Here is a 24,881-nt window from a genome sequence, read left to right as displayed (position 1 = left end):
CAAGCTCACACAACCACTATCATGAAAAAAATCTATTCGACGTCGCTGCTATGGTGCGCCCTGCTTTGTTTTGTTTCTACCGTGAATGCACAAAACAACACCCTGACGGCACAGGAAAAGAAAGACGGATGGAAACTCCTTTTTGACGGAAAGACCACAGCCGGCTGGCACAACTACAACAAGAAAGGCGTAGGCACCGGCTGGAAAGTAGCCGACGGCGCGCTGTACCTCGACGCTTCTACAAAAGAAGGCCGCGGCGACATCGTGACAGACAAAACCTACCAGGACTATGAACTGATCCTGGAATGGAAGATCGACTCCTGTGGCAACAGCGGCCTCATGTTCAACGTGGTGGAAGACCCCGCCTCCAGCGCACCCTACCACAGCGGCCCCGAAATGCAAATCCTCGACAACGACTGTCACCCCGATGGTAAAATAAACAAGCACCGCACCGGCGATCTGTACGACCTCATCGCTTCTTCCTCTGAACCCGTGAAGCACGGCGACTGGAACCAGTTCCGCATTGTTTCCAAAAAGGCACACATGGAATTCTATGTCAATGGCGTGAAGGTGGTGGAGTTCACCATGCACACCCCTGAGTGGGATCAACTGGTGGCCGGCAGCAAATTCAAGGCCTGGCCCGTGTTTGGTAAATCGTTGAAAGGCAGCATTGCCCTGCAGGACCATGGCAACAAAGTGTGGTTCCGCAACCTCAAGATCCGCGAACTGAAGTAAGACCTCACCACAAACTTTATTAAAGGCCATGGACGACCGGAGAGACCCACGTGATGTCTATGCGCCGAAAACTCATATCCTTTTATGACAACGCATAAACTGAATTCATTCCTGTCGATCGTGGTGCTCTTTTGCCTCATCCTCTCCTGTGGCGAAAAGAGTGTGCCGGGCGTGCTGGTCTTTTCGAAAACGAAAGGCTATCGTCACGAGTCGATCGATACGGCAAAATTGGTGTTGATGGCCCTGGGCAAGACGAATGGCTTTGCCGTTGACACCACCGAAGATGCATCCCTTTTTAATGAAGAAAACCTCAAACGATACCGGGCCGTCATTTTCCTCAGCACAACGCAAGACGTGCTCGATCCCGTGCAGCAGGCCGACTTCAAACGCTTCATCGAAGCGGGTGGGGGCTATGTAGGGATCCACGCCGCCGCCGATACAGAATACGAGTGGCCCTGGTATGGAAAATTGGTGGGTGCCTATTTCAAAAGCCATCCCAAGCAACAGGAGGCCATGTTCCGCAAGGCAAAACCTTTTGGACCGCACCCCAACACGCTGCCCGACGAATGGAAGCGCTGGGACGAACTCTACAACTACAAACACTTCTCGCCCGACATCAACGTGATCTACACGCTGGACGAAAGCACCTATGAAGGCGGCGAGAATGGCAATAACCATCCCATCGCCTGGTATCACGACTTCGAAGGCGGCCGTTCTTTCTACACCGGCATGGGCCACACCAAGCAGAGCTATGCCGATTCGCTTTTCCAGGATCACCTGCTCACCGGGATCCATTATGCGATCGGAGACAAGCCCCTGGACTATTCGAAGGCAAAAACCATCCGCGCCGTGGAAGAAAACCGCTTCAAGAAAACCGTCCTCGATTTCAACCTGGACGAGCCCACCGAAATGACCGTGCTGCCCGATGGCAAGATCATCTTCATCGAACGCAAAGGCGAAGTGATGCTCTACACACCGGCCGATGGCAAGATCAAAGAGGTGAACAAGTTCAACGTCTGGACCAAATCGGAAGACGGCATGATCGGCCTGGCCGCCGATCCCAACTTTGCCAAGAACCATTGGATCTACATTTTCTACTCGCATCCCGACAAATCCGTGAACGTGCTGTCGCGTTTTGTTTTCCAGGATGACAAGGTGGACATGGCCTCCGAAAAGCAATTGCTGGAGGTGGGCACACAACGCGAGACCTGCTGCCATACCGGTGGCTCGCTGATGTTTGATCCCCACGGAAACCTGTTCATTTCCACCGGCGATAACACGAGTCCCTTCGAATCGGATGGCTACAGCCCTTCCGACGAGCGTCCCGGACGCGCTCCCTTTGACGCACAAAAGTCTTCGGCCAACACCAACGACCTCCGCGGAAAGATCCTGCGCATCCACCCGGAAGACGATGGCACCTACACCATTCCCGACGGCAACCTCTTTGCAAAAGGCGAAGAAAAGACCCGTCCCGAGATCTACGTGATGGGCTGTCGCAACCCGTATCGCATTTCCATGGATAGCAAAACCGGCTTCCTCTATTGGGGTGAAGTGGGTCCCGATGCAGGAAAGGACGATTCGCTCCGCGGACCGCGTGGTTATGACGAATTGAACCAGGCCAAGAAGGCAGGCTACTTTGGATGGCCGTATTTTGTGGGCAATAACTTCCCGTATGCGAAATATGACTTCGCCGTAAAGAAAGCGCTGGCAAAGTGGGATCCTGCAGCGCCCATCAACGAGTCGCCCAACAACACGGGTAAGCGCGAGTTGCCGGCCGTGAGCCCGCCCTTCATCTGGTATCCTTATGTGAAATCCGACGACTTCCCGATGCTGAAGGAAGGTGGCCGTAACGCTATGGCGGGCCCGGTCTATTACAGCGAAAACTACAAAGGCGTGGCGACGGCATTCCCGAACTACTTTGACGGCAAGCTGCTCATGTACGACTGGATCCGCAACTGGATGTTCCTCGTGTCGATGAACGACCAGGGCGCGATCATGGATATGGAGCCGTTCATGCCCAACACCCCGTTCAACAACATCATCGACATGTCGTATGGCCCCGATGGCAAGCTCTACATGATCGAGTATGGCACAGCCTGGTTCAAACAAAACCTCGATGCCCGCCTGGTGCGCATCGACTACAACAGCGGCAACCGCCCGCCCGTAGCCATGCTGAGTGCTGATAAGATGTCAACCGGTTTCCCGGCAACCGTAAAGCTGTCGGCAGAAGGCACCAACGATCCGGATGGCGACAAGATCACCTATCAACTGGAAGCCGAAGGAAAAACGCTGACCTCGACCGATGGCAAGTTCACCGTCGATTTCAAGAACGCCGGTGTTCAAAACGTGAAGCTCACGGTGAAAGATGACAAAGGAGGCGAGGCCGATGCCCAGTTGAAGTTGACCATCGGTAACGAACCCCCTGTGGTGACCGCCGAGATCGTGTCCGGAAACAAGTCGTTCTACTTCCCCGGCACACCCGTGAAGTACACCGTGACAGTGACTGACAAGGAAGACGGCTCTACCGCCGATGGCAAGATCAAACCCGAAGACGTGACCGTAACCTTCGACTATCTGAAAGGATTTGACATGACCGCGATCGCGCAAGGCCACCAAATGCCAACCGCCGAGTTGCCAGGCAAAGCCCTGATCGAGAAAAGCGACTGTAAGTCGTGTCACATCATCGACCAGAAATCCGCCGGCCCCAGCTATAAGATGGTGGCCGAAAAATACAAGGGCAACGAAAAAGCCGTAGGCCTTTTGGCGGCCAAAGTGATCAAAGGCGGCGCCGGCGTATGGGGCACCACCGAGATGGCGGCACACCCGCAAGTGAGCGTCGACGATGCCAAGAAAATGGTAGAATACGTCCTTTCGCTCAGCGAATCGAAAGTGGTGAAGAAACTCCCGCTTTCCGGCTCGGCCACCCCGGGCAAAGAGGAAGACGGCGCCTACATACTGACAGCAACCTACTTTGACAAGGGAGCGGATAAAGTGCCCGCCCTGGCAGGCACCACCGCCATTGCATTGCGCAGCCCCGTGTTGGGCGCCGAGCATATGGATGACCTCAACATCGTGAGCAAGGTGAAAAGCGACAAGGGCACGGCCCTCCAGAATGTGCTGAACAACGCGCATGGAGCCTTCAAAGGCGTGGACCTGACCGGCGTGAAGAAAGCGACACTGCTCACCTTCATCATGCCAGGACAGAACACGGGAGGCGACATCGAACTCCACCTGGACAAACCCGATGGAGAGTTGCTGGGCAAGGCAACGGTGACGGCCCCTCAATTGGTGAAAACCCCTGTGAAGCTGGCGCCGGTAAGCGGTAAACACGATCTTTATGTCGTGTTCAAAAATCCGAAGGGCGACAAACCCATGTTCTACTTTGGGGGGGTCGCGCTGGACAACAAGTGAAACCTAAACTAACCTAACCTAACTATATCTACAACCCATGAAAAGAAGAGAGTTTGTGCAAACTGCATCGTTCGCTGCGGTCGGTTTGCTTTCCCTGCCTTCGTTCCTGGCGGCCGGCAAGGCCACCAAGAACATTGGCTTGCAACTGTATACCTTGCGTGATGTCATTGGACAAGATCCAAAGGGCGTGTTGACCAAAGTGGCGAGCTACGGCTACAAGGACCTGGAAGCCTACAGCTACAAAGACGGCAAGATCTTCGGCATGGACTATGCTGAGTTCAATAAATTCGTGAACGGCCTGGGCATGCGCGTGACCAGCGGCCACTATGGCCTTGACCAGATCCAGGGCGACACCTGGCAGAAAGCCGTCGACGACGCCAAAAAGAACGGCCAGGAGTTCATGGTCATGCCCTACATCAAAGAGCCCGATCGCCAGACGATCGACGCCTACAAGGCCATCTGCGCAGACCTGAACAAGGCCGGCGAAGTGTGCACCAATGCCGGTGTGCGCTTCCAGTATCACAACCACGCTTTCGAATTCCAGCCCATAGAAGGACAGGTTCCCTACGATGTGATGCTCAAAGAACTCGATCCCAAAAAAGTGGGCATGGAGCTCGATTTGTTCTGGACGATAAATGCGGGCCAAGATCCGCTGGCGCTCTTTGCCAAGCATCCCGGCCTCTTCGAGCAATGGCACGTGAAGGACATGACTACAACCGACCGCAATAAAAACGCCAACGTCGGTACCGGTTCCATCGACTTCAAACGCATCTTCGCCCAGGCCAAACAGGCCGGTTTGAAACGGTGGTATGTAGAACACGATACCTTCCCCGGCACCACCTCGCTCGAAAGCGCCGAGGCGGATGCGAAATATCTGAAGACCATTATTTGATTTTGTTTTTTGTTTTGTTTTGTTTACAGGTGAATGCAAAGGTGTCGGGCACATGTCCGACACCTTGCTTTTACAGGTAACGTAAAAAATTTTTCATCCATGCGCATTCTGAATTTTTTGCTGGCCATCATGTTTGTGGTCTTTGCATTTTTACAACTCAACGATCCCGACCCCGTGATCTGGATCCTCATCTACGGCGCCATGGCGGTGTTGAGTGTCATGGCTATTTTTGAATTCTATCCCGTCAAATTTATCATCGGCCTCGGCGTGGTGTACATCGCCTATTCGCTGTTCTATATCCCGGGGGTGATGGAGTGGCTGCAACAGGACGACCGGTCGGCGCTCTTCGACGATGTGGCAAAAATGGAGCACCTCTACATCGAGGAGTCGCGCGAGTTCCTGGGGCTCATGATCTGTGTAGCCGTCTTGATCTTTTATTGGATGCGCGCCAAGAAATTCTCCCGACGATAAATGCCGTCACCGGAAGCGGGAACAAACGATTTCCGGTAAGGCAGCATACAAAGCTGTCTTTTCTTTTTTATATTCAAACCTATGAGACGACTCCTTTTTTGCCTGCTCGCATCGTCAATTTTTATGGGTTGCTCATCGCCCCCCAAGGAAAAAATCCCACCGCTTGTCACTATGGAAAGATCATCGGGTAAGATTGTCATCTATCAAATGATGACGAGGCTGTTTGGAAACAAGAAAGCCGTAAACAAGCCCTACGGAACACGCGATGAAAATGGCGTTGGCAAGTTCAACGACATCAACGAAGCCGCCCTGAAATCGCTCAAGGAATTGGGGATCACACACGTCTGGTATACCGGCGTGCTGGAACATGCCGTGCTCACCGACTACACGCCCTTCGGCATCCCGTTAGACGATGCCGACGTCGTGAAGGGTCGCGCCGGTTCGCCCTACGCCATCAAAGACTATTACGACGTGGACCCGGACCTCGCCATGAGTGTGCCCAACCGGCGCGAAGAGTTTGAGCGATTGCTGGAGCGCACACACAAAGCCGGTCTCAAAGCCATCATCGACTTTGTGCCCAACCACGTGGCGCGTCAATATCACAGCGATGCAAAACCCGCCGGTGTGAAAGACCTGGGCGAGACCGACAACAAGACCGTGACGTTCAGCGCCAACAATAATTTCTATTACCTCCCGGGGCAATCGTTCCAGGTGCCAAAAGAATATCATGCGCTGGGGCCCGACAATGTGTTTCCCACCAAAGACGGTAAGTTCGAAGAAACACCCGCCAAGGTCACGGGCAACGATGTGTTTTCCGCGACCCCCAACATCCACGACTGGTTCGAGACGATAAAGCTCAACTATGGCGTCGACCTGCAGGCAAAGCAAACCCATTTCGATCCGGTCCCCGACACCTGGATCAAGATGAAAGATATTCTGGTGTACTGGGCGCAGAAAAATGTGGACGGCTTTCGCTGCGACATGGCCGAGATGGTGCCGGTTGAATTCTGGGGATGGGTCATTCCCCAGGTGAGGGTGATCAACCCCGACATTGTGTTCATTGCCGAGATCTATAATCCGCACCAATATCGCAACTACATCGAGAACGGAAAATTCAACTACCTCTACGACAAAGTGCAGCTCTACGACACGCTGCGTCTCATCGTGCAGGGCAAAGCAGCCACGTCGGCGATCCATCCGATCCAACAACACTTGTCGGGCATTAACGACAACATGCTTCACTTCCTGGAGAACCACGACGAACAGCGGCTGGCGTCGCCATTCTTTGCCGGCGATCCCTGGCGTGGGGTGCCGGCCATGGTGGTGAGCGCCACCATCGATCGCGGACCGGTCATGATCTACTTTGGCCAGGAAGTGGGAGAGCCCGGTGCCGGTTCGGCGGGGTTTCAAGCCAACGATGGACGGACCACTATCTTCGACTACTGGGGTGTTCCCGAACATCAGAAGTGGATGAACGAAGGCAAGTTCAACGGCGACTCCCTCAGCATGGAACAAAAACAACTGCGGCAGTTTTACGGCGACGTGTTGTCGCTCGCGGGAAAAAACATAGCGCTCGCACAAGGAGAGTACCTGGACATCACAGCCCATAACCTTCAGGCTGGCAACTTCACTGCCAACACCAGTGCTTATCTTCGATATTCGGGCGAAGAGCGATTGTTGATCGTCACCACTTTCAACGCAGCCGACCAGCAGATCAAAATTCAACTTCCCCCGGCGGCGGTGGGCGCGCTGGGGCTGGATCCCACCGGCAGCTACATCGCCCGCGACTTGCTGTGGCGCGAAGCGGAAGTAGGTTTTAGCAAAGATTTCACGTTCGAATTGAAATGTAAACCTTATAGTTCCTATATCTTTAAGATCAAATAAAACTGCATGCCCATACGCCCCACATGCGCGGTTGCATTCCTGCTGGTTTCGTTTGCATTTCTCGCTTGCCAGCAGCAGGTCAGGAATGCGGCCGTGTGGCCGTATGGCGTCAAGTATGAAGTGTTTGTGCTCTCGTTTGCCGATGGCAACGGCGACGGGAAAGGCGACTTCAAAGGGCTGGCAGCCAAGCTCGGCTACCTGCAGGAACTGGGCGTGAACGGCATCTGGCTGATGCCCATCATGAACTCGCCAACGTATCACAAATACGATGTAACGGACTACAAAAGCATCCATCCCGACTACGGCACCGTGGAGGAGTTTAAAACGTTTGTGGCCGAAGCGCATCGCCGCAACATCCGCGTGGTGATCGACCTCATCCTAAACCATACCGGGGCGGAGCACCCGTGGTTTAAAAGCGCATCCGCAGACAAGAATAGTCCCTATCGCGATTACTACGTATGGGCTAAGCGGGACTCCATCCGAAATCAAATCGCCAAGAAGACCGCGTCGTTCGATTCGGATAATCTCACGCAGTGGCACGCTGTGAACGGCGACACCCTGTCGGAACAGTATTATGGCTATTTCTGGGGCGGCATGCCCGACCTCAATTTCGACAATCCAAAAGTAAAGGAAGAGTTCAATGCCATCGGCAAATTTTGGCTCAGCGACATGAACGTGGACGGCTTTCGCCTGGATGCCGCCCGTCATATTTTTCCGGCCGATAGGGCAGCCGATAACCATGCGTTCTGGGAAGAGTTCAGGACCAACATGAAGAAAATTAAACCGGATGTGTACCTGGTAGGAGAGGTGTGGTCTACCGCGCCCGAAGTAGCGCCCTATTTGAAAGGCTTGCCGTCGCTTTTCAATTTTGATATGGGGTATAAGATCACTGATGTGGTGAACGCAGGCAGAGATACCATCGGGCTGATCAAAAGATACAAGGAAATCATCGATTACTATCACACGGTAAACCCCGAATACATCGACGCCACGTTTCTCAAGAATCACGATCAGAATCGTATTCTCAGTGAGCTGGGAGGGAGCAAGAACAAGATGCGTGTAGCCGCCGGGATACTGCTTACCCTGCCCGGCACACCTTATTTGTATTATGGCGAAGAGATCGGCATGCTGGGCCGGAAACCTGACGAAAACATTCGTGAACCGTTTCTGTGGGACGTCACCAATACAGGCGGGCCGCAAACGTCGTGGGAAAAGCCGGTATATTCCACCGTCGAAACCGTGATCCCTGCCCGTCAACAACAGAGCGACCCGGGTTCTATGCTGGCCTTTTACAAAAGTCTTATCTATTTCCGAAATGCAAGTCCCGTCATGACCTATGGCACGCTCGAGGAATCGAATGTGAACGTGAGTGAGGTGATTGGATTTAAGAGAACGTATAAAGACGAAACACTGCTGGTGTTGAACAACATCGCGGATGTGGAAGTGACCCTGAACCTCGCCGAGCAAAACAATGCCTTTACGGCACTGGCGTTCGACACCAGCAAGAAAGCAAAACTACAAGCCGGCGAACTCACATTGCCGGCCTACTCAACCGTGATATTGAAACCCTGAACGAAGCATGATCCCAATAGAAGGAAAATCGCGAGTCATCATCGAAAATGTGCAACCCCAGGTTGATGGCGGCTTGTATCCCGCCAAGCGAACGATCGGAGAACGCGTAGACGTGACCGCCGACATTTTTGGCGACAGCCACGACCACATTCGCGCCCGCCTGCTCTACAAAAAAGAAGGCGCCAAAGAATGGCACCACGCGGAGATGACGCCCTCCTACAACGACAACTGGTACGGATCGTTTACCGTGACGGAAAAAGGCACATACGAATTCACCCTCATGGCCTGGGTGGATCACTTCGACACGTGGTACGACGGCTTCAAAAAGAAAGCCGCCGCCAAAGTGGACGTACACCTCGAATTGCGGGAAGGCGTTCAGTACATCACAACGGTCGCTGCCGACAAGCATGAAAATCTGAAACAGGCCATCGGCATCCTCGAAGGAGAGTATAATGCAGCATTACACTATGTGCAGAGCCCCGAGTTTGGTGAGTTGGTGCACGCCCATCCGCTCATCACCCACGCGACCACCTATGCAAATGTGTTGAGCGTTGTGGTGGAACATAAGAAAGCAAATTTCTCGTCCTGGTATGAATTGTTCCCGCGCTCTGCTTCGCTGCAGGGCAAGCATGGCACGTTCCTGGACGTGATCAAATTGCTGCCCCGCATTTCTGCGATGGGTTTTGATGTGCTGTATTTGCCGCCCATCCATCCCATTGGCAAAGTGAACCGGAAAGGAAAGAACAACAACGTGCGTGCGGAAGCCGGCGAACCCGGATCGCCCTGGGCTATTGGCAGCGACGAAGGCGGTCACAAGGCCGTTCACCCCGAACTGGGCACACTGGAAGACTACAAAAAGTTGATCGCCGAAGCGCACAAATTGAACATCGACATCGCGCTCGACCTGGCCTTTCAATGCGCACCCGATCATCCTTACGTAAAGGAGCATCCCGATTGGTTCAAGCAACGTCCCGATGGTTCGATACAATACGCGGAGAATCCACCAAAAAAATATCAGGATATTTATCCCTTCAACTTCGAGACGGACGACTGGCAGGGCTTGTGGCAGGAGTTGAAATCCGTAATCACCTTTTGGATCGACCAGGGGGTGAAGATCTTCCGGGTGGATAACCCACACACAAAGCCCATCCCATTCTGGCAATGGGCCATCGCCGAAGTGAACAAAGAATATGAGGACGTTATTTTCCTGGCGGAAGCCTTTACGAAGCCCAAGGTGATGGCGTCGCTGGGAAAGATCGGCTATACGCAATCGTATACGTATTTCACGTGGCGGGTCTATAAACAGGAGATCGTGGACTACATGAACGAGTTGGTGTTCGGCCCCTCGCGAAATTATTTCCGGCCCAATTTCTGGCCCAACACGCCGGACATTCTGCCGTTCCACGTGCAGTATCAAGGCGAGAATATTTTCATCATTCGCCTTGCGTTAGCCGCCACGTTGTCGTCGAACTATGGCATCTATGGACCGGCTTACGAGTTTTATGACAATGTTCCCATGCAGGGGAAGGAAGAATATTATAACTCGGAAAAATACGAGGTGAAGCGCCACGACTGGAAACGCGCCAACCGGATGATCGACATCATTGCCATGATCAACAAAGCAAGGAACGAGCATGCCGCTTTGCAGTCGACGTGGAATATGCAATTTTGTGCCATCGAAAACAGTAACCTGCTGGCCTACGTCAAGGCAACGGACGATCTGACCAGCATCATTTTGATGATCGTAAACCTCGATCCCAGCGGACGCCAATCGGGTTTTGTGCAATTGCCAAAGGACCGGTTGAAGCTCGGAGGCCACATCAACGTGAAAGTGCACGACCTCATCACCGACGAACATTATACTTGGACACAAGAATGGAATTATGTGGAGCTGGACCCCTACAAGATGCCATTCCATCTATTTAAAGTAGTGATACACGAATCATACTTGTAAGCCATGAGCACACCACTCAAACACAACGATCCCCTCTGGTTCAAAGATGCCATCATCTACGAGCTCTCCGTGCGGGCGTTCTTCGACAGCAACGCCGATGGCATTGGCGATTTTCAGGGCATCATCCAACGGCTCGACTACCTGGAGGACCTCGGCATCAACACCATCTGGCTGCTGCCCTTTTATCCTTCGCCGCTGAAAGACGACGGGTTCGATGTGATCGACCACTGCGATGTCCATCCCGACTATGGTAACCTGTCGGATTTTAAACAATTTTTGAAAGAAGCGCATCGCCGGGGGATCCGCGTGATCACGGAGTTGATCCTGAATCACACCTCGGACCAGCATCCCTGGTTCAAACGCTCACGCAAGGCCAAAGCCAATTCGCGCTACCGCGATCTGTACGTGTGGAACGACACGCCGGATAAATACAAAGAAGCCCGCGTCATGTTCAGCTCCGAGGAATCCACCAACTGGACCTGGGACCCCGAAGCCAGAGCCTACTATTGGCACCGCTTCTACCGTCATCAACCCGAGCTGAATTTCGAAAACCCCGAAGTGCAGTTGGAGATGATCAAGATCGTCGACTTCTGGATGAAGATCGGCGTGGACGGTTTCCGGTTGCCCTCTGTGCCCTTTCTTTTCGAAGAGGACGGTACCAGCTGCGAGAACCTGCCGCAAACCCACGTGTTCCTGAAACGCCTGCGGGCGCACATCGACAAACATTATAAGAATCGCATTCTTGTTGCCGAGGCCAACCTGTGGCCGGAAGATGCCGCCACCTATTTCGGCGACAACGACGAATGTCACATGAACTTCCACTACCCGCTGATGCCTCGTATGTTCCTGGCCCTGCGCACGGAAGACAGCTATCCCATCGTCGACATCATCGAGCAAACACCAGCAACGCCAACCGCCAGCCAGTGGGCGTTGTTTCTGCGCAACCACGACGAGATGGGCCTCGAAATGGTGACGGAAGAAGAAAAGGACTACCTCTTCAAAGCCTACGCCAACGACGCCAACACAAAATTTAACGCCGGTATTCGCCGGAGACTGGCCCCGTTGCTAAACAACGACCGCCGGAAATCTGAATTGCTTCACGCCATTTTGTTCTCACTCCCCGGCACACCCGTGTTGTATTACGGCGACGAGATCGGCATGGGTGACAACGTATACCTGGGCGACCGCTTTGGCGTGCGCACTCCGATGCAATGGAACATGAACCTTAACGCGGGCTTTTCCACGGCAAACCCTCAACGCCTTTATCTCCCCATCATCACTGACCCGGCCTATCGCCATGAGTCGGTGAACGTGGAGGCGCAGGAAGAGAATCCGTCATCGTTCCTGTGGTGGATGAAAAACATCATGGCCATGCGCAAGCGCTTGCACATTTTTGGAAGAGGGGAGATGAAGTTTATCGAGAGCTCCAATGCGAAGGTGCTTTCCTTCGTCAGAACCCTCGACAAGCACCGCATCATTGTGGTGGCCAACCTCTCGCAATTTTCGCAAGCGGCCACCCTGAACCTGGGCGAATACAAAGGATGCGACATCACCGAAGTGTTCAGTCAGAACCGGTTCATGAGCGTGGACGAAGGCAGCTATCCCATTACGATCGGCCCTTATGGCTATTTCTGGTTCCAGGTAGACACCGCGGAGAAAAAAGAGAAGTCGGAAGCCAGCGGCGAATTGCCCCTGTTGAAAACGGATGTGTCGTGGGAAAAGCTGTTCGACAACTATGACGAGGTGCGCGTATTGGAGCGAAACATCCTGCCACCGTTCATGAAGAAGTGCCGTTGGTTTGGAGGCAAGGCCAAGGTCGTGAGCAAGGTGAGCATCAACAAAACCATTGCGCTGAAAGTAGAGGGCGATGCCCATTTCCTGGTGGTGCTGGAAGTTCACTACGTGCAACGCCTGCCCGAATTCTATTTCCTTCCGCTCACATTCCTGCCCTCCGACAGCATTCTGGAACGCGTGGAGTACACGGTTCAAAGCGTGGTATGCCGCGCCGAAATCCAGGGCAAGGCAGGCTTCATCATGGACAGCAGCTACGACAAAGTGTTCCGCGACTTCCTGTTCACCAGCATGGCAAAAGAAACCCGTGTTCGCGACGACGAGGGCGGAACATTGGAATTCAACTCCAGCGTCTTTGCCAAGATCGACGTCAACAAAGAGGTTGACTCCAAGGTTTTAAAATCCGACCAAAGCAACACGGCGGTCATTTATAACGATCAGTACTTCTTCAAATTCTATCGCAAACTGGAGAAAGAGATCAATCCCGAGTTGGAGATCGTTCGATTCCTTTCTGAACACACCTCCTTCCAAAACTCACCGCGCTACGCCGGCAGTATTGAATATCATGATGCCGACGACAACGTCATCGTGTTTGGGTTGCTGCAGGAAAAAGTAGAGAACCAGGGCGAGGCCTGGACGATGTCCGTGGACTCGGTGGGAAGATTCTACGAGCGTGTGCTGGCCGGGGCGAAATCGATCAAGCTGCCCAAGCTGGTGAACCGAGCGTCAATAAAATTTGAGGAGGCCCCCGAAGTGATCCAGGAATTTATTGGACGCGGTTTCTACGAGCGCATGGTGCGCCTGGGACAACGCACAGCCGAAATGCACCTGGCCCTGGCGTCCGACAATTCCAACCCAGCCTTTACCCCCGAGACGTTCACCCCCAACTATCAGCGTTCGCTATATTCATCGCTGCGTAAATTGGTGCGCGACCGGTTCAATCTCCTGGAGAGCAGCCTGCCAAAACTGAACCCTGATGTGCAGGAGTTTGCCAAGCGCGTGCTGGTGCTGGAAGACAAGATCCTGGAATGCTTCAGCGAAGTCTATCAAACCAAGATCAAAGCCATCAAGACCCGTATCCATGGCGATTTCCACATGGGACAAGTACTCTTCACCGGCAAGGATTTTGTGATCATCGATTTTGAAGGCGAACCCGGTTTTTCGTTTAGCGAGAGACGCTTGAAGAAAAACCCGCTCAAGGACGTCGCCGGCATGATGCGTTCGATCCACTATGCCGCTTTTGGCAAAATTTTGTTGAACGAAAATTATCGCGACCGCGACCTCGAATTCCTGGAGTCATGGGCCGAACAGTGGCAACACTATGTGGGCCGGTTCTACCTGGGCGCCTACATGGAACGCATGGGCATGGGAACCACGTTGACCCAGGAAGATGACATACTTATTCGTACCTTCCTGTTGGAGAAGGCCATTTATGAGCTCGGCTATGAATTGAACGGCCGGCCCGACTGGACCATCATTCCGCTCCGTGGCATTTACTACCATATGAAGCGCTACCAGGAAGAGAAGGACGAACGAAAGAAAAAGTGATCACGAAACGCTTACTATCCACGACACCATCATGGCAAAAAAAACGGTAACACCCTCGACCACCACTCTACCGGCAAGCTTTTCGCTGCTCACCGACTTCGACGTGCATTTGTTCAAGACCGGAAAACACTACAAGTTGTATGAGAAGCTCGGCGCACACTTTGTGAACAACGAGGGGCAGGAGGGAACCTACTTTGCCGTCTGGGCACCCAATGCATCGGCTATTTCCGTCATTGGTAATTTCAATCAGTGGAACAAAGGCAAACACATTCTGCATGCGCGATGGGATGAGTCGGGCATCTGGGAAGGATTTTTTGCCGACATTAAACATGGGGAGGCCTATAAATATGCCATTCACTCCAACACCGGCGAATACCTGGAGAAATCCGATCCGTTTGCCACCTTTTGTGAAATGCCACCCAAGACGGCCAGCATCGTGTGGACCCCGAAGTTTGAGTGGAAAGATGAAGCCTGGATGAACGAACGCAAAAGCCAGGCGGGCAAACCAAAGCCGTACTCGGTGTATGAAGTGCATTATGGCTCGTGGCGCCGCAAACTGGAAGAAGGCGCGCCTTCATTAACGTATCCGGAAATGGCGCATACGTTGGTCGACTATGTGAAAGACATGAATTTCACACATGTGGAATTTCTGCCCCTCATGGAACACCCTTTCTATGGATCGTGGGGCTACCAGCTCACCGGATATTTTGCGCCCACCAGCCGCTATGGCAGCCCGGAAGATTTCATGTACCTCGTCGATAGTTTTCACCGCGCCGGCATTGGCGTGATCCTCGATTGGGTGCCCTCACATTTTCCCGGCGACGCACACGGCCTTTTCAAATTCGACGGCACGTTCCTCTACGAGCACGCCGACCCGCGCAAAGGATTTCACCCCGACTGGAAAAGCTACATCTTCAACTATGGCCGCAACGAGGTACGTTCGTTCCTCATCAGCAACGCGGTGTACTGGCTCGACAAATTCCATATCGACGGCCTGCGTGTAGACGCCGTTGCGTCGATGTTGTATTTGGACTACTCGCGGAAAGCAGGGGAGTGGATCCCCAACGTCTACGGCGGCAACGAAAATATTGAAGCCATCACGTTCCTGAAGGAAATGAATGAGGTGGTGTATGGCACATTTCCCGATGCGATCACGATTGCGGAAGAATCCACGTCGTGGACCGGCGTATCGCGTCCGACCTATCTCGGCGGCTTGGGCTTTGGACAGAAATGGATGATGGGCTGGATGCACGACACGCTCCAATATTTCAAACAGGATTCTATCCATCGGAAATATCATCAGAACGAGATCACATTCAGCATCATGTATGCGTTCACCGAAAACTTTATGTTGCCGCTCTCGCACGATGAGGTAGTGCATGGAAAGGGTTCGCTGCTGGGAAGAATGCCCGGCGACGAGTGGCGCAAGTTTGCTAACCTTCGCCTCATGTTCACCTACATGTTCATGCATCCCGGTTCAAAATTGTTGTTCATGGGAGGGGAATTCGGGCAATCGGCCGAGTGGAACCACGAAAAAAGCCTCGACTGGCACCTGCTGGACTACGACGTCCATAAGGGCGTTCAGAAGCTCGTCCGCGATCTCAATCGATTTTACAAGGCAGAACCGGCCTTATATCAACATCAATTCGAACAAAAAGGATTTTCCTGGATCGACTACGACGATCGCGAAAACAGTGTGATGGCCTTCCAGCGCCAGGGCGACGGCAAGGAAAACCTGCTCATTGTCGTCTGTAATTTCACTCCGGAGACGCGCCGTCATTATCGCATCGGTGTACCTTTTAGGGGCAGTTGGAAAGAAGTTTTCAACTCCGACCGCCAACAGTATGCCGGCAGTGGCGTTTTGAACGAAGGACTGCTGCTCACCTCACCCGTAAAATATCATGGTAGGGATTACTCGATTTCATTAACTTTACCCCCGCTGGGGATTTCGGTGTTACGCTTGGAAAAGGAGATCAGCGAATTTGATCTGAACGACATGGGAACCTGACGGCACGAGTCATTACCTAATTTGAATTTGTTTGGAAAAGTATATATGCATTCACGGGCATTTCTACCAGCCACCCCGCGAAAATGCCTGGCTTGAAGTGATTGAGGTGCAAGACTCCGCTCACCCGTATCACGATTGGAACGAACGGATCACGGCCGAATGCTATGCGCCCAACACCGCGTCGCGCATTCTCAACGAGAAGGCCGTCATAAAGAACATCATCAACAACTATTCGCGCATCAGTTTCAACTATGGTCCCACGCTGTTGTCGTGGATGGAGACCAGTGACCCGGAAACGTATGCGGCCATCATCGACGCCGACCGCGAAAGCGCAAAGCACTTCGGTGGCCACGGTTCCGCTATGGCACAGGTCTACAACCACATGATCCTGCCGCTGGCCAACACGCGCGACAAAGAAACCCAGATCATCTGGGGCATCCGCGATTTCGAATACCGCTTCAAGCGCAAACCCGAAGGCATGTGGCTCGCCGAAACCGCGGTCGACATCGAATCGCTGGAATTGCTGGCAAAGCACGGGATCAAATTCACCGTGCTGGCACCACGCCAGGCCAAAGCCATTCGCAAAATAACGGATGCCGAATGGACCTCCGTAGACAGCGGCACACTCGACACCCGCAGACCCTACAAGTGCAACCTGCCCTCCGGCAAAAGCATCGTCCTGTATTTCTATGACGGCGACATTGCACAAGGCGTGGCCTTCAACGGATTGCTGAACGACGGTAAGAAATTCGCCCACCGCCTGTTGGACGGTTTCGATAAAGAGTCCACCGAGCCTCAACTGGTGCACATCGCCACCGACGGCGAAACCTACGGCCACCACCACAAGCATGGCGACATGGCCTTGGCCTATTGCCTGGATTACATCGAAAGGCATAAACAGTCCAACCTCACCAACTACGCCGAATTCCTCGCCAAATTTCCGCCCACCTACGAGGCCGAGATACACGAGAACAGTTCCTGGAGTTGTGTGCATGGCATCGAGCGCTGGCGCAACAACTGCGGATGCAACTCGGGCACACCCGACTGGCACCAACTCTGGCGCAAGCCGCTTCGTGAGACACTGGATTGGCTCCGCGACGAGCTCGCCAACGTATTCGAAGACGAAGCCTCCAAAATACTCAAAGACCCGTGGAAAGCCCGAGAAGACTACGTGGACGTCATCCTGAACCGGACCGACGAAACCATCGAGAAATTCTTGAAAGAACATTGCATCCGCGAGGTGGAACACAACCGCGTGTTTCGCATGATGGAAGTGCAACGCAACGCCATGCTGATGTACACCAGCTGCGGCTGGTTCTTCGACGAGATCTCGGGCATCGAGACCACCCAGATCATGCAATACGCCTGCCGCGCCATGCAGTTGGTGAGCCAGATCGTAGAGGTGAACCTGGAGATCGAATTTCTCAACCGCATGCAACTGGCGCCGAGCAATCTCACGGCGCTGGAGACCGGCGCCGAGGTCTATCGCAAATATGTGCTGCCCTCCAAGACGAACCTGCAGCGCGTGGGCATGCACTATGCGGTGGCATCCATCTTTGAAGAAGATCCGGAGTCCTTCCCGGTATTTAATTATACCACACAAAACGACGTCTTCATCCGTAAAGAAGCCGGCGAACAAAAACTGGTGTTGGGCATCACGAAGGTGCGCTCGAACGTGACGCGATCGGAGAAGAAATTTGCTTTCGCGGTAATTTACATGGGGCAGCACAACATCATCGGCAACATCTCCATCGACATGGAAGAAGAGAAGTTCGCCAGCATGCAGGCCCGCATGGTCGACGCCTTTGAAGAAGCGCGGCTAGGAGACATCATCGGGTTGATGCAAACTTATTTCGGACCGGAGAAGTACACCATTTGGCAGTTGTTCCAGGACGAGAAGCGCAAGGTGTTCAACCTGATCACCTACCAAAGCATGCGCGACCTCGAAAACTCGCTGCGCCGCATCTACAACCGCGACTATCCGTTGGTGATGGCCTTGGCCAACAACGATGCCCCGATCCCCAATGCATATCGCACCACATTTGAATACATTCTGAATGCCGACCTGATCCGGAGCTTCGAATCCGAACGCATCAATATTCGCCAGGTGGAACGCATCATGAACGAGCTGGTGTTGTGGAAGCTCAACATCGAGGATACCGGAAAACTCGAGCGCCTGGTAGGGGAGAGCGTGTTCAAAGAAGTGAAGCGCATCAGCGCCGAGGGCGACAACCACAAGCGCGTGGAGAAGCTCAACCGCCTGTTTCCATTGCTGCGCAAGTTCAACATCAATCCCAATCTCTATAAAAGCCAAAACCTCTATTTTGAGATCTCCGTCAGAAACCGCGCACACGACGGGCACTCAGCCGAGTGGATCAAACAATTCAATCTATTGGGTGAAAACCTCAGCGTGAAACTGGAATAGCAACACGCGACGCAGCATCCTTCAGACAATAAAAAAACCTGTTCATCTTTTGAAAGAGACAAACAGGTTATGTCTTGAAAGATGGCGACTGCTGGTTAGGCGATCGCCTCTTCGGTCAGGTGCGTATTGTGAGCATTGTCCAGGTAGTTCCACACCAGGCTGCTGGCACCGATGATCGGCGCGGCTTGGTTCTGAAGACCCGAAGGCAACACTTTTACTTTTCCTCTGAACAAAGGCATCAGGTTGGCCTCCATGTGCTTGATGGTGGGCTTGAAGATAAGATCGCCCGCCAGGGACAAACCGCCAAACAAGAAGATCGCTTCCGGATCGGTGTGCACAACAGTCTCGGCCAGTTTCATACCGAGGATCCGACCGGTGTATTCATAAGCCGCCAAGGCAACCACATCGCCGCGCACAGCAGCCTCGGTGATCATCTTCGTGGTCAGGTTATCAAAACTGATGCCGCGCAGTTCGCTGGGCTCCAGGTGATCGGCAAGGAGTTTATAGACCGTGCGCTTGATGCCGGTGGCCGATACGTAAGTTTCCAGGCATCCGCGTTTACCGCAGTTGCAGAAACGGCCGGCGGGGTTCACAGAGGTGTGGCCCACTTCCCCGGCAATGCCGTGTTTTCCATTCAGCAGTTGGCCATTGGCTACAAAGCCGCTGCCTAATCCGGTTCCCAAGGTGATCACCACGAAATCGCGCATGCCTTTGGCGGCACCATAGACCATTTCGCCCACAGCCGCAGCGTTGGCGTCGTTGGTGATGATGGCAGGAAGATCGAATTCTTCACGGAACATGTCGGCCAAGGGAATAATGCCTTTCCACGGCAGGTTGGTAGCACGTTCGATCGTACCCTTGTAGTAGTTACCATTCGCTGCACCAACACCCACACCCAATACTTTATGTTCGCCCGGGATCGCCGCGATCTCTTTGCGAAGGGCTTCGGAAAGCCCTTTGAAATAATCTTTGAACTCCTGGTATCCCGTAGTGGAAATACTGCCATGGGAAATCACATTTCCTGCTCTGTCTACAATGCCATACTTGGTGTTGGTCCCCCCGATATCGATGCCGATGGTTAGCTCTCTCATAATGCCGGATTTAAACGTGATGAATTATATAGAAAGAATTTTAGCGATGCGAAGCGACTCAGCGTCGATCTCGTGGATCTTCGACATGATATCGTCAAATTTGTTGTAAACGATCTTCCGGTCGCGTACGCCCACCATCACATCGCTCTTGCCTTGGAGCAAGCCTTCGACTGCACCAACGCCCATGTGAGACGCCAGCACGCGGTCGAAGTAAGTAGGCGCACCCCCGCGCTGAAGGTGTCCCAGCACAGTGACCTTTATATCAAAATACGACGAACGTTCTTTTACCTGTCTTGCCAAAGCGTGGGCATCTCCAATTTTCGATCCCTCTGCTACAACAACAAGATTTGATTTTTTATTCGTTTTACCTCCTTCTTCCAGAAGCTCCCAAAGCTCGTCAAACGAAGTGGCTTCTTCGGGGATGATCACCGCCGCAGCACCACCGGCAATACCGCTGTTGATGGCGATGTAGCCGGAATGACGACCCATCACTTCAATAAAGAACAATCGGTTGTGGGAGAGGGCGGTATCGCGAATACGATCGATGGCCTCTACCGCTGTGTTGGTGGCCGTGTCATAGCCGATGGTATAGTCGGTACCGGCAAGGTCGTTATCGATGGTGCCCGGGATACAAATCGAGGGCACTCCAAATTCTTCATAAAATTTATGAAGCCCCGTAAACGTTCCGTCGCCACCAATGGCGATCAAAGCGTCGATGCCTTGCTTCTTAATATTGTCGTATGCTTTCTTTCTCCCTTCCGGAGTTCTGAATTCCTTGCTGCGGGCCGATTTCAGGACCGTGCCACCGCGCTGAAGAATATTGCCGACCGAGCGTGCGTCCAATTTGATCACATCCCCTTCAATCATCCCCTCATAGCCTCGCATGATGCCGAGACTGGTCTTGTCATAATACGTGCATGCCCGAACGACGGCACGGATGGCTGCATTCATCCCAGGAGCATCGCCACCCGACGTGAACACTCCAATTTTCGAAATTTTATTCTCCATTCAGATTCAAAATCCAACAAAAATAATGGACATAGTTTAGTTTGCAATCAAGAATTTACTCAAACAGACTTCAATCGTTTGAATTCGTTAATTAGGCCATTCGTAGAAGAGTCGTGCGAAGTGATTTCTTCTTTCGATGTGAGCTCGGGAAGGATTTTCTTGGCTAACACCTTGCCCAGCTCCACACCCCACTGGTCGAAGCTGAACACATTCCAGATAACACCTTGTGAAAAGATCTTGTGCTCATACATGGCAATGAGGCTTCCCAGCGTCCGCGGCGTAAGCTCCCGGAACAGGATGGAATTGGTTGGACGATTACCTTCAAACACCCGGAACGGTGCCTGGAGGGCAATTTCCTCCTTATTCATGCCATTGGCGGCCAATTCTTTCTGAACTTCTTCGAGGGTCTTGCCCATCATGAGCGCCTCGGTCTGCGCAAAGAAGTTGGACAATAGTTTGTCGTGATGATCGCCAATCGGATTGTGACTGATGGCCGGCGCGATGAAGTCACAAGGAATGATCTTCGTGCCCTGGTGGATCAGCTGGTAGAAAGCATGCTGCCCGTTCGTACCCGGCTCGCCCCAAATGATGGGACCGGTCTGGTACGTTACCGGCTTGCCCCCGCGGTCGGTCGACTTGCCGTTACTTTCCATGTTGCCTTGTTGGAAATAGGCGGCAAACCGGTGCAGGTATTGATCGTAGGGGAGGATGGCCTCTGAAGCCGCCCCAAAGAAGTTGTTGTGCCAGATCCCCAGCAAAGCCAGGATCACGGGGATATTCTTTTCAAAGGCTTCGTCCTTGAAGTGGTTGTCCATGGCATGCGCGCCATCCAAAAGCTGCTCGAAGTTTTCGAAACCGATCGTACAAATAATAGACAACCCGATCGACGACCACAAAGAATAGCGGCCACCAACCCAGTCCCAGAACACAAACATGTTCTCCGGCGCAATGCCAAACTTGGTCACCTCTTTTTCATTGGTGGACACGGCCACAAAGTGTTTGGCCACCTCGCCTTTACCACCGGTCTTTTCAAGGAACCATGCACGAGCCGATTCGGCATTGGTCATGGTCTCCTGGGTGGTAAATGTTTTCGAAGCAATGATGAAAAGCGTGGTTTCCGGATTTAATTTTTTTACCGTTTCCGCGATGTGTGTACCGTCTACGTTGGATACAAAATGAGGCGTGATGTTTTTCCAATACGGACGCAAGGCTTCCGTCACCATATAGGGCCCCAAATCCGATCCGCCGATCCCGATGTTCACAATGTCGGTGATGGCTTTCCCGGAATAGCCTTTCCACGAGCCGTCGAGGATCTTGCCGGAGAAGGTTTTCATTTGTTGCAACACGCGGTTCACCTCCGGCATCACATCTTCGCCGTCCACCACGATGGGGCTATTGGAGCGGTTGCGCAGGGCAATGTGCAACACGGAGCGGCCTTCGGTCTGATTGATCTTCTCGCCCCGGAACATGGCGTTGATGGCGTCTTTCAACTCCACCTCGTCGGCCAACGCGACCAGATCCTTCAGGGTCTCGCCAATCACGAGGTTCTTTGAGTAGTCCACGAGGATGTCTTCAAAGCGGGCGTGAAGGGATTCGAACCGGTGAGGGTCTTCTGCAAACAATTCGCGCATGTGCGACGCTTGCAGGGTCAGGAACTGGATCTCCAGTTTTTGCCAGGCTTCAGTGGTAGTCGGGTTATGTTTGGGTAGCATAGGCTAGGGTTTTCTTATAAAGTATGCGAAGTTAAAAGGATTTTTGAGCTTACTTCTTGAACTTGCTCACCAGCATGGCCAGCTTCTCCTCCATGCTCAGCTCTTTCTCCTTTTCCTTGGGACGGGATCCACCATTGCCGCCACGGTCCGGGCCAGGACCCGATTTCTTCCCTTTCGGGGAATTGCCTTTCGGCGACGCGGCTTTTGGAGCAGGTTCCGGTTGGCCGAACGGGTCGCTCTTCATGGACAAGCCGATGCGCTTGCGGGGCACGTCCACTTCCACTACGGTGACCATTACTTTTTGCTGGACGGTGACTACTTCTTTGGGGTCTTTCACAAACTTGTCGGCCAGGTGGCTGATGTGTACCAGGCCGTCCTGGTGAACGCCCACGTCGACAAACGCGCCGAAAGCGGTTACGTTCGTTACAATGCCGGGCAGGCGCATGCCAAGTTTCAGATCTCCAATGGAATTGACGCCGTCGGTGAAGCTGAATACTTCAAATTCCTTCCGCGGGTCGCGTCCGGGCTTTTCAAGCTCTTTTATAATGTCGTTCAGAGTGGGAAGTCCCACTTTTTCAGACACATACTTCTGGAGGTCCAGTTGTTTGCGCAGGGCAGCGCTGGTCATGAGGTCTTTCACGCCGCAGCCCAGATCGGTGGCCATTTGCTGCACCAAGGCATAGCGTTCGGGGTGCACCGAGCTGGCGTCGAGGGGGTTTTCGGCTTGTTGGATGCGTAAGAAACCGGCAGCCTGCTCATAGGCTTTTTCACCCAAACGCGCCACTTTCATCAACGACTCGCGGTCTTTGAACGGCCCGTTCTGGTTGCGATATTCCACGATATTCTTAGCCAGGGCAGGGCTCAGGCCCGACACATAGGAGAGGAGCTCTTTGCTGGCCGTGTTCACTTCCACGCCCACGGAGTTCACGCAACTCATCACGGTGTCATCCAATCCATGTTTCAGTTTGGTCTGGTCCACGTCGTGCTGGTATTGACCTACGCCGATCGATTTAGCGTCGATCTTCACCAACTCGGCCAACGGATCCATTAGACGCCGGCCGATAGACACTGCGCCGCGAACGGTCACATCCTTGTCGGGGAATTCTTCACGGGCCACATCCGAAGCGGAATACACGGAGGCTCCGCTTTCGTTGACCATCACGATGATGATCTTGTTGTTAAGGCCGATGCCTTTAACAAACGCTTCTGTTTCCCGGCCGGCCGTACCGTTGCCGATGGAGACGGCTTCGATCTCATATTTGTCACAAAGCGATTTTATAAGGGCTGCGCTTCTTGCGGTTTCGCGTTGGGGTTCGTGCGGGTAGATCACATCGTGATGCAAAAGTTTTCCCTGGCGGTCCAGGCACACCACTTTACAGCCCGTGCGGAAACCCGGATCGAGTGCCAGCACGTTTTTTTGACCCAGCGGCGCGGCCAGCAACAGCTCTTTCAGGTTGTCGGCAAAAACTTTGATGGCCTCTTCGTCGGCCTTCATTTTCGACTCCATGCGGATCTCCGTTTCCAGCGACGGGCGAAGCAGTCGTTTATAGCTGTCTTTGATGGCCAGCTTCATCTGTTCACCGGCAGCATTCTCGTTCTTCACAAATTGACGCTCGATGGAACCGATGGCCATTTCTTCGGGCGGAAAAATATCGAGGGCGAGAATGCCTTCTTTTTCGCCGCGCCGCATGGCCAGTAGCCGGTGCGATGGTGTTTGCGCGATAGGCTCTTTCCACTCAAAGTAATCCTTGTATTTCTGGCCTTCACCTTCTTTGCCTTTCAGCACTTTAGCATCCAGTGTGCCTTCGCTCCAGAACAATTCGCGTACACGTTTGCGTGTCTCGGGATTTTCGCTGACCCACTCGGCAATGATGTCGCGGGCGCCTTCTAAAGCTTCCTGTAAATTGGCGACGCCCTTTTCGCTATCAATGAACGACTTGGCAAATTCTTCGGGATCGAACTTCTCTTGTTCCAGTATCTTTTGTGCCAACGGCTCGAGTCCTTTTTCTTTGGCGACACTGGCGCGTGTTTTTCGCTTTGGTTTGAACGGCAAATAAATGTCTTCGAGCTCGGCCAAGGTCACGGCCGCCACGATGGACTGCATCAATTCAACGGTGAGTTTACCTTGTTTCTCGACCGAGCTGATGATGGCTTCGCGGCGTTTGTCGAGTTCATCCAGTTGCTCCAGACGGTCGCGGACATTGGCGATCATCACTTCATCCATACTATCGGTCAATTCCTTCCGGTAGCGGGCAATGAAAGGGATGGTCGATCCTTCCTGCAGCAGTGTGGCAACGGCTTTCACATTTTTGATTTGCAGGGAGAACTCCTTGGCAATTTGTTCTACCCAACGGGCGATATTTTCTTGGTCCATATTTT

The 24,881-nt window shown here is 53.1% G+C and carries 14 protein-coding genes; 10 read left to right on the top strand and 4 right to left on the bottom strand.

The window, feature by feature from the left end; all coding sequences use genetic code 11:
• Positions 1-21 precede the first annotated feature (21 nt).
• From D4L85_RS26025 to D4L85_RS25980, 10 genes are all read left to right on the top strand, one after another.
• The gene (locus tag D4L85_RS26025) at positions 22-735 is read left to right on the top strand and encodes a 3-keto-disaccharide hydrolase (protein ID WP_119757050.1); all 714 of its coding nucleotides are present in this window, start codon (positions 22-24) and stop codon (positions 733-735) included.
• Between the two features lie 84 nt (positions 736-819).
• Positions 820-4,146, top strand: a complete 3,327-nt coding sequence (locus tag D4L85_RS26020) for a ThuA domain-containing protein (RefSeq protein ID WP_119757049.1) — start codon at positions 820-822, stop codon at positions 4,144-4,146.
• Positions 4,147-4,183: 37 nt separating this feature from the next.
• On the top strand, positions 4,184-5,038 hold the full coding sequence (locus tag D4L85_RS26015; RefSeq protein ID WP_119757048.1) for a sugar phosphate isomerase/epimerase family protein: 855 nt from the start codon (positions 4,184-4,186) through the stop codon (positions 5,036-5,038).
• Between the two features lie 99 nt (positions 5,039-5,137).
• On the top strand, positions 5,138-5,509 hold the full coding sequence (locus D4L85_RS26010; protein WP_160144010.1) for a transmembrane 220 family protein: 372 nt from the start codon (positions 5,138-5,140) through the stop codon (positions 5,507-5,509).
• A 171-nt stretch (positions 5,510-5,680) separates the two neighbouring features.
• Positions 5,681-7,393, top strand: a complete 1,713-nt coding sequence (locus D4L85_RS26005) for an alpha-amylase family protein (protein WP_228450635.1) — start codon at positions 5,681-5,683, stop codon at positions 7,391-7,393.
• A gap of 6 nt (positions 7,394-7,399) precedes the next feature.
• Positions 7,400-8,965, top strand: a complete 1,566-nt coding sequence (locus D4L85_RS26000; RefSeq protein WP_119757045.1) for an alpha-amylase family glycosyl hydrolase — start codon at positions 7,400-7,402, stop codon at positions 8,963-8,965.
• 7 nt (positions 8,966-8,972) lie between these two features.
• The gene (locus D4L85_RS25995) at positions 8,973-10,919 is read left to right on the top strand and encodes an alpha-1,4-glucan--maltose-1-phosphate maltosyltransferase (RefSeq protein ID WP_119757044.1); all 1,947 of its coding nucleotides are present in this window, start codon (positions 8,973-8,975) and stop codon (positions 10,917-10,919) included.
• 3 nt (positions 10,920-10,922) lie between these two features.
• Entirely contained in the window at positions 10,923-14,258 is a 3,336-nt protein-coding gene (treS, locus tag D4L85_RS25990; RefSeq protein WP_119757043.1) for a maltose alpha-D-glucosyltransferase, read from the top strand.
• Between the two features lie 31 nt (positions 14,259-14,289).
• On the top strand, positions 14,290-16,266 hold the full coding sequence (gene glgB, locus D4L85_RS25985; protein ID WP_119757042.1) for a 1,4-alpha-glucan branching protein GlgB: 1,977 nt from the start codon (positions 14,290-14,292) through the stop codon (positions 16,264-16,266).
• A gap of 31 nt (positions 16,267-16,297) precedes the next feature.
• Complete coding sequence (locus tag D4L85_RS25980; protein WP_228450634.1) at positions 16,298-18,691, top strand: DUF3536 domain-containing protein; 2,394 nt, start codon at positions 16,298-16,300, stop codon at positions 18,689-18,691.
• A 95-nt stretch (positions 18,692-18,786) separates the two neighbouring features.
• Here the strand turns inward: D4L85_RS25980 and D4L85_RS25975 are convergent, their stop codons facing one another.
• The 4 genes from D4L85_RS25975 to D4L85_RS25960 are packed head-to-tail and all read right to left on the bottom strand — an operon-like array spanning position 18,787 to position 24,876.
• Positions 18,787-19,782, bottom strand: a complete 996-nt coding sequence (locus D4L85_RS25975) for an ROK family protein (protein WP_119757040.1) — start codon at positions 19,780-19,782, stop codon at positions 18,787-18,789.
• A 24-nt stretch (positions 19,783-19,806) separates the two neighbouring features.
• Positions 19,807-20,790: a 6-phosphofructokinase gene (gene pfkA, locus D4L85_RS25970; protein WP_119757039.1), complete on the bottom strand. Its 984-nt coding sequence runs from the start codon at positions 20,788-20,790 to the stop codon at positions 19,807-19,809.
• A 59-nt stretch (positions 20,791-20,849) separates the two neighbouring features.
• A complete protein-coding gene (gene pgi, locus D4L85_RS25965) occupies positions 20,850-22,502 on the bottom strand; it encodes a glucose-6-phosphate isomerase (protein ID WP_119757038.1) in 1,653 nt (550 codons plus the stop codon).
• Between the two features lie 49 nt (positions 22,503-22,551).
• A complete protein-coding gene (locus tag D4L85_RS25960; RefSeq protein WP_119757037.1) occupies positions 22,552-24,876 on the bottom strand; it encodes a Tex family protein in 2,325 nt (774 codons plus the stop codon).
• Positions 24,877-24,881: the final 5 nt, after the last annotated feature.

This window comes from Chryseolinea soli (assembly GCF_003589925.1).
GTDB classification, from domain to species: domain Bacteria; phylum Bacteroidota; class Bacteroidia; order Cytophagales; family Cyclobacteriaceae; genus Chryseolinea; species Chryseolinea soli.
This window is presented reverse-complemented; position numbering and strand designations above follow the sequence as displayed.

Bases quoted from the DNA above. Each gene is read 5' to 3' on its own strand.
- D4L85_RS26025 (WP_119757050.1), top strand. From the start codon at position 22: ATGAAAAAAATCTATTCGACGTCGCTGCTATGGTGCGCCCTGCTTTGT.
- D4L85_RS26020 (WP_119757049.1), top strand. From the start codon at position 820: ATGACAACGCATAAACTGAATTCATTCCTGTCGATCGTGGTGCTCTTT.
- D4L85_RS26015 (WP_119757048.1), top strand. From the start codon at position 4,184: ATGAAAAGAAGAGAGTTTGTGCAAACTGCATCGTTCGCTGCGGTCGGT.
- D4L85_RS26010 (WP_160144010.1), top strand. From the start codon at position 5,138: ATGCGCATTCTGAATTTTTTGCTGGCCATCATGTTTGTGGTCTTTGCA.
- D4L85_RS26005 (WP_228450635.1), top strand. From the start codon at position 5,681: ATGGAAAGATCATCGGGTAAGATTGTCATCTATCAAATGATGACGAGG.
- D4L85_RS26000 (WP_119757045.1), top strand. From the start codon at position 7,400: ATGCCCATACGCCCCACATGCGCGGTTGCATTCCTGCTGGTTTCGTTT.
- D4L85_RS25995 (WP_119757044.1), top strand. From the start codon at position 8,973: ATGATCCCAATAGAAGGAAAATCGCGAGTCATCATCGAAAATGTGCAA.
- treS (WP_119757043.1), top strand. From the start codon at position 10,923: ATGAGCACACCACTCAAACACAACGATCCCCTCTGGTTCAAAGATGCC.
- glgB (WP_119757042.1), top strand. From the start codon at position 14,290: ATGGCAAAAAAAACGGTAACACCCTCGACCACCACTCTACCGGCAAGC.
- D4L85_RS25975 (WP_119757040.1), bottom strand. From the start codon at position 19,782: ATGAGAGAGCTAACCATCGGCATCGATATCGGGGGGACCAACACCAAG.
- pfkA (WP_119757039.1), bottom strand. From the start codon at position 20,790: ATGGAGAATAAAATTTCGAAAATTGGAGTGTTCACGTCGGGTGGCGAT.
- pgi (WP_119757038.1), bottom strand. From the start codon at position 22,502: ATGCTACCCAAACATAACCCGACTACCACTGAAGCCTGGCAAAAACTG.
- D4L85_RS25960 (WP_119757037.1), bottom strand. From the start codon at position 24,876: ATGGACCAAGAAAATATCGCCCGTTGGGTAGAACAAATTGCCAAGGAG.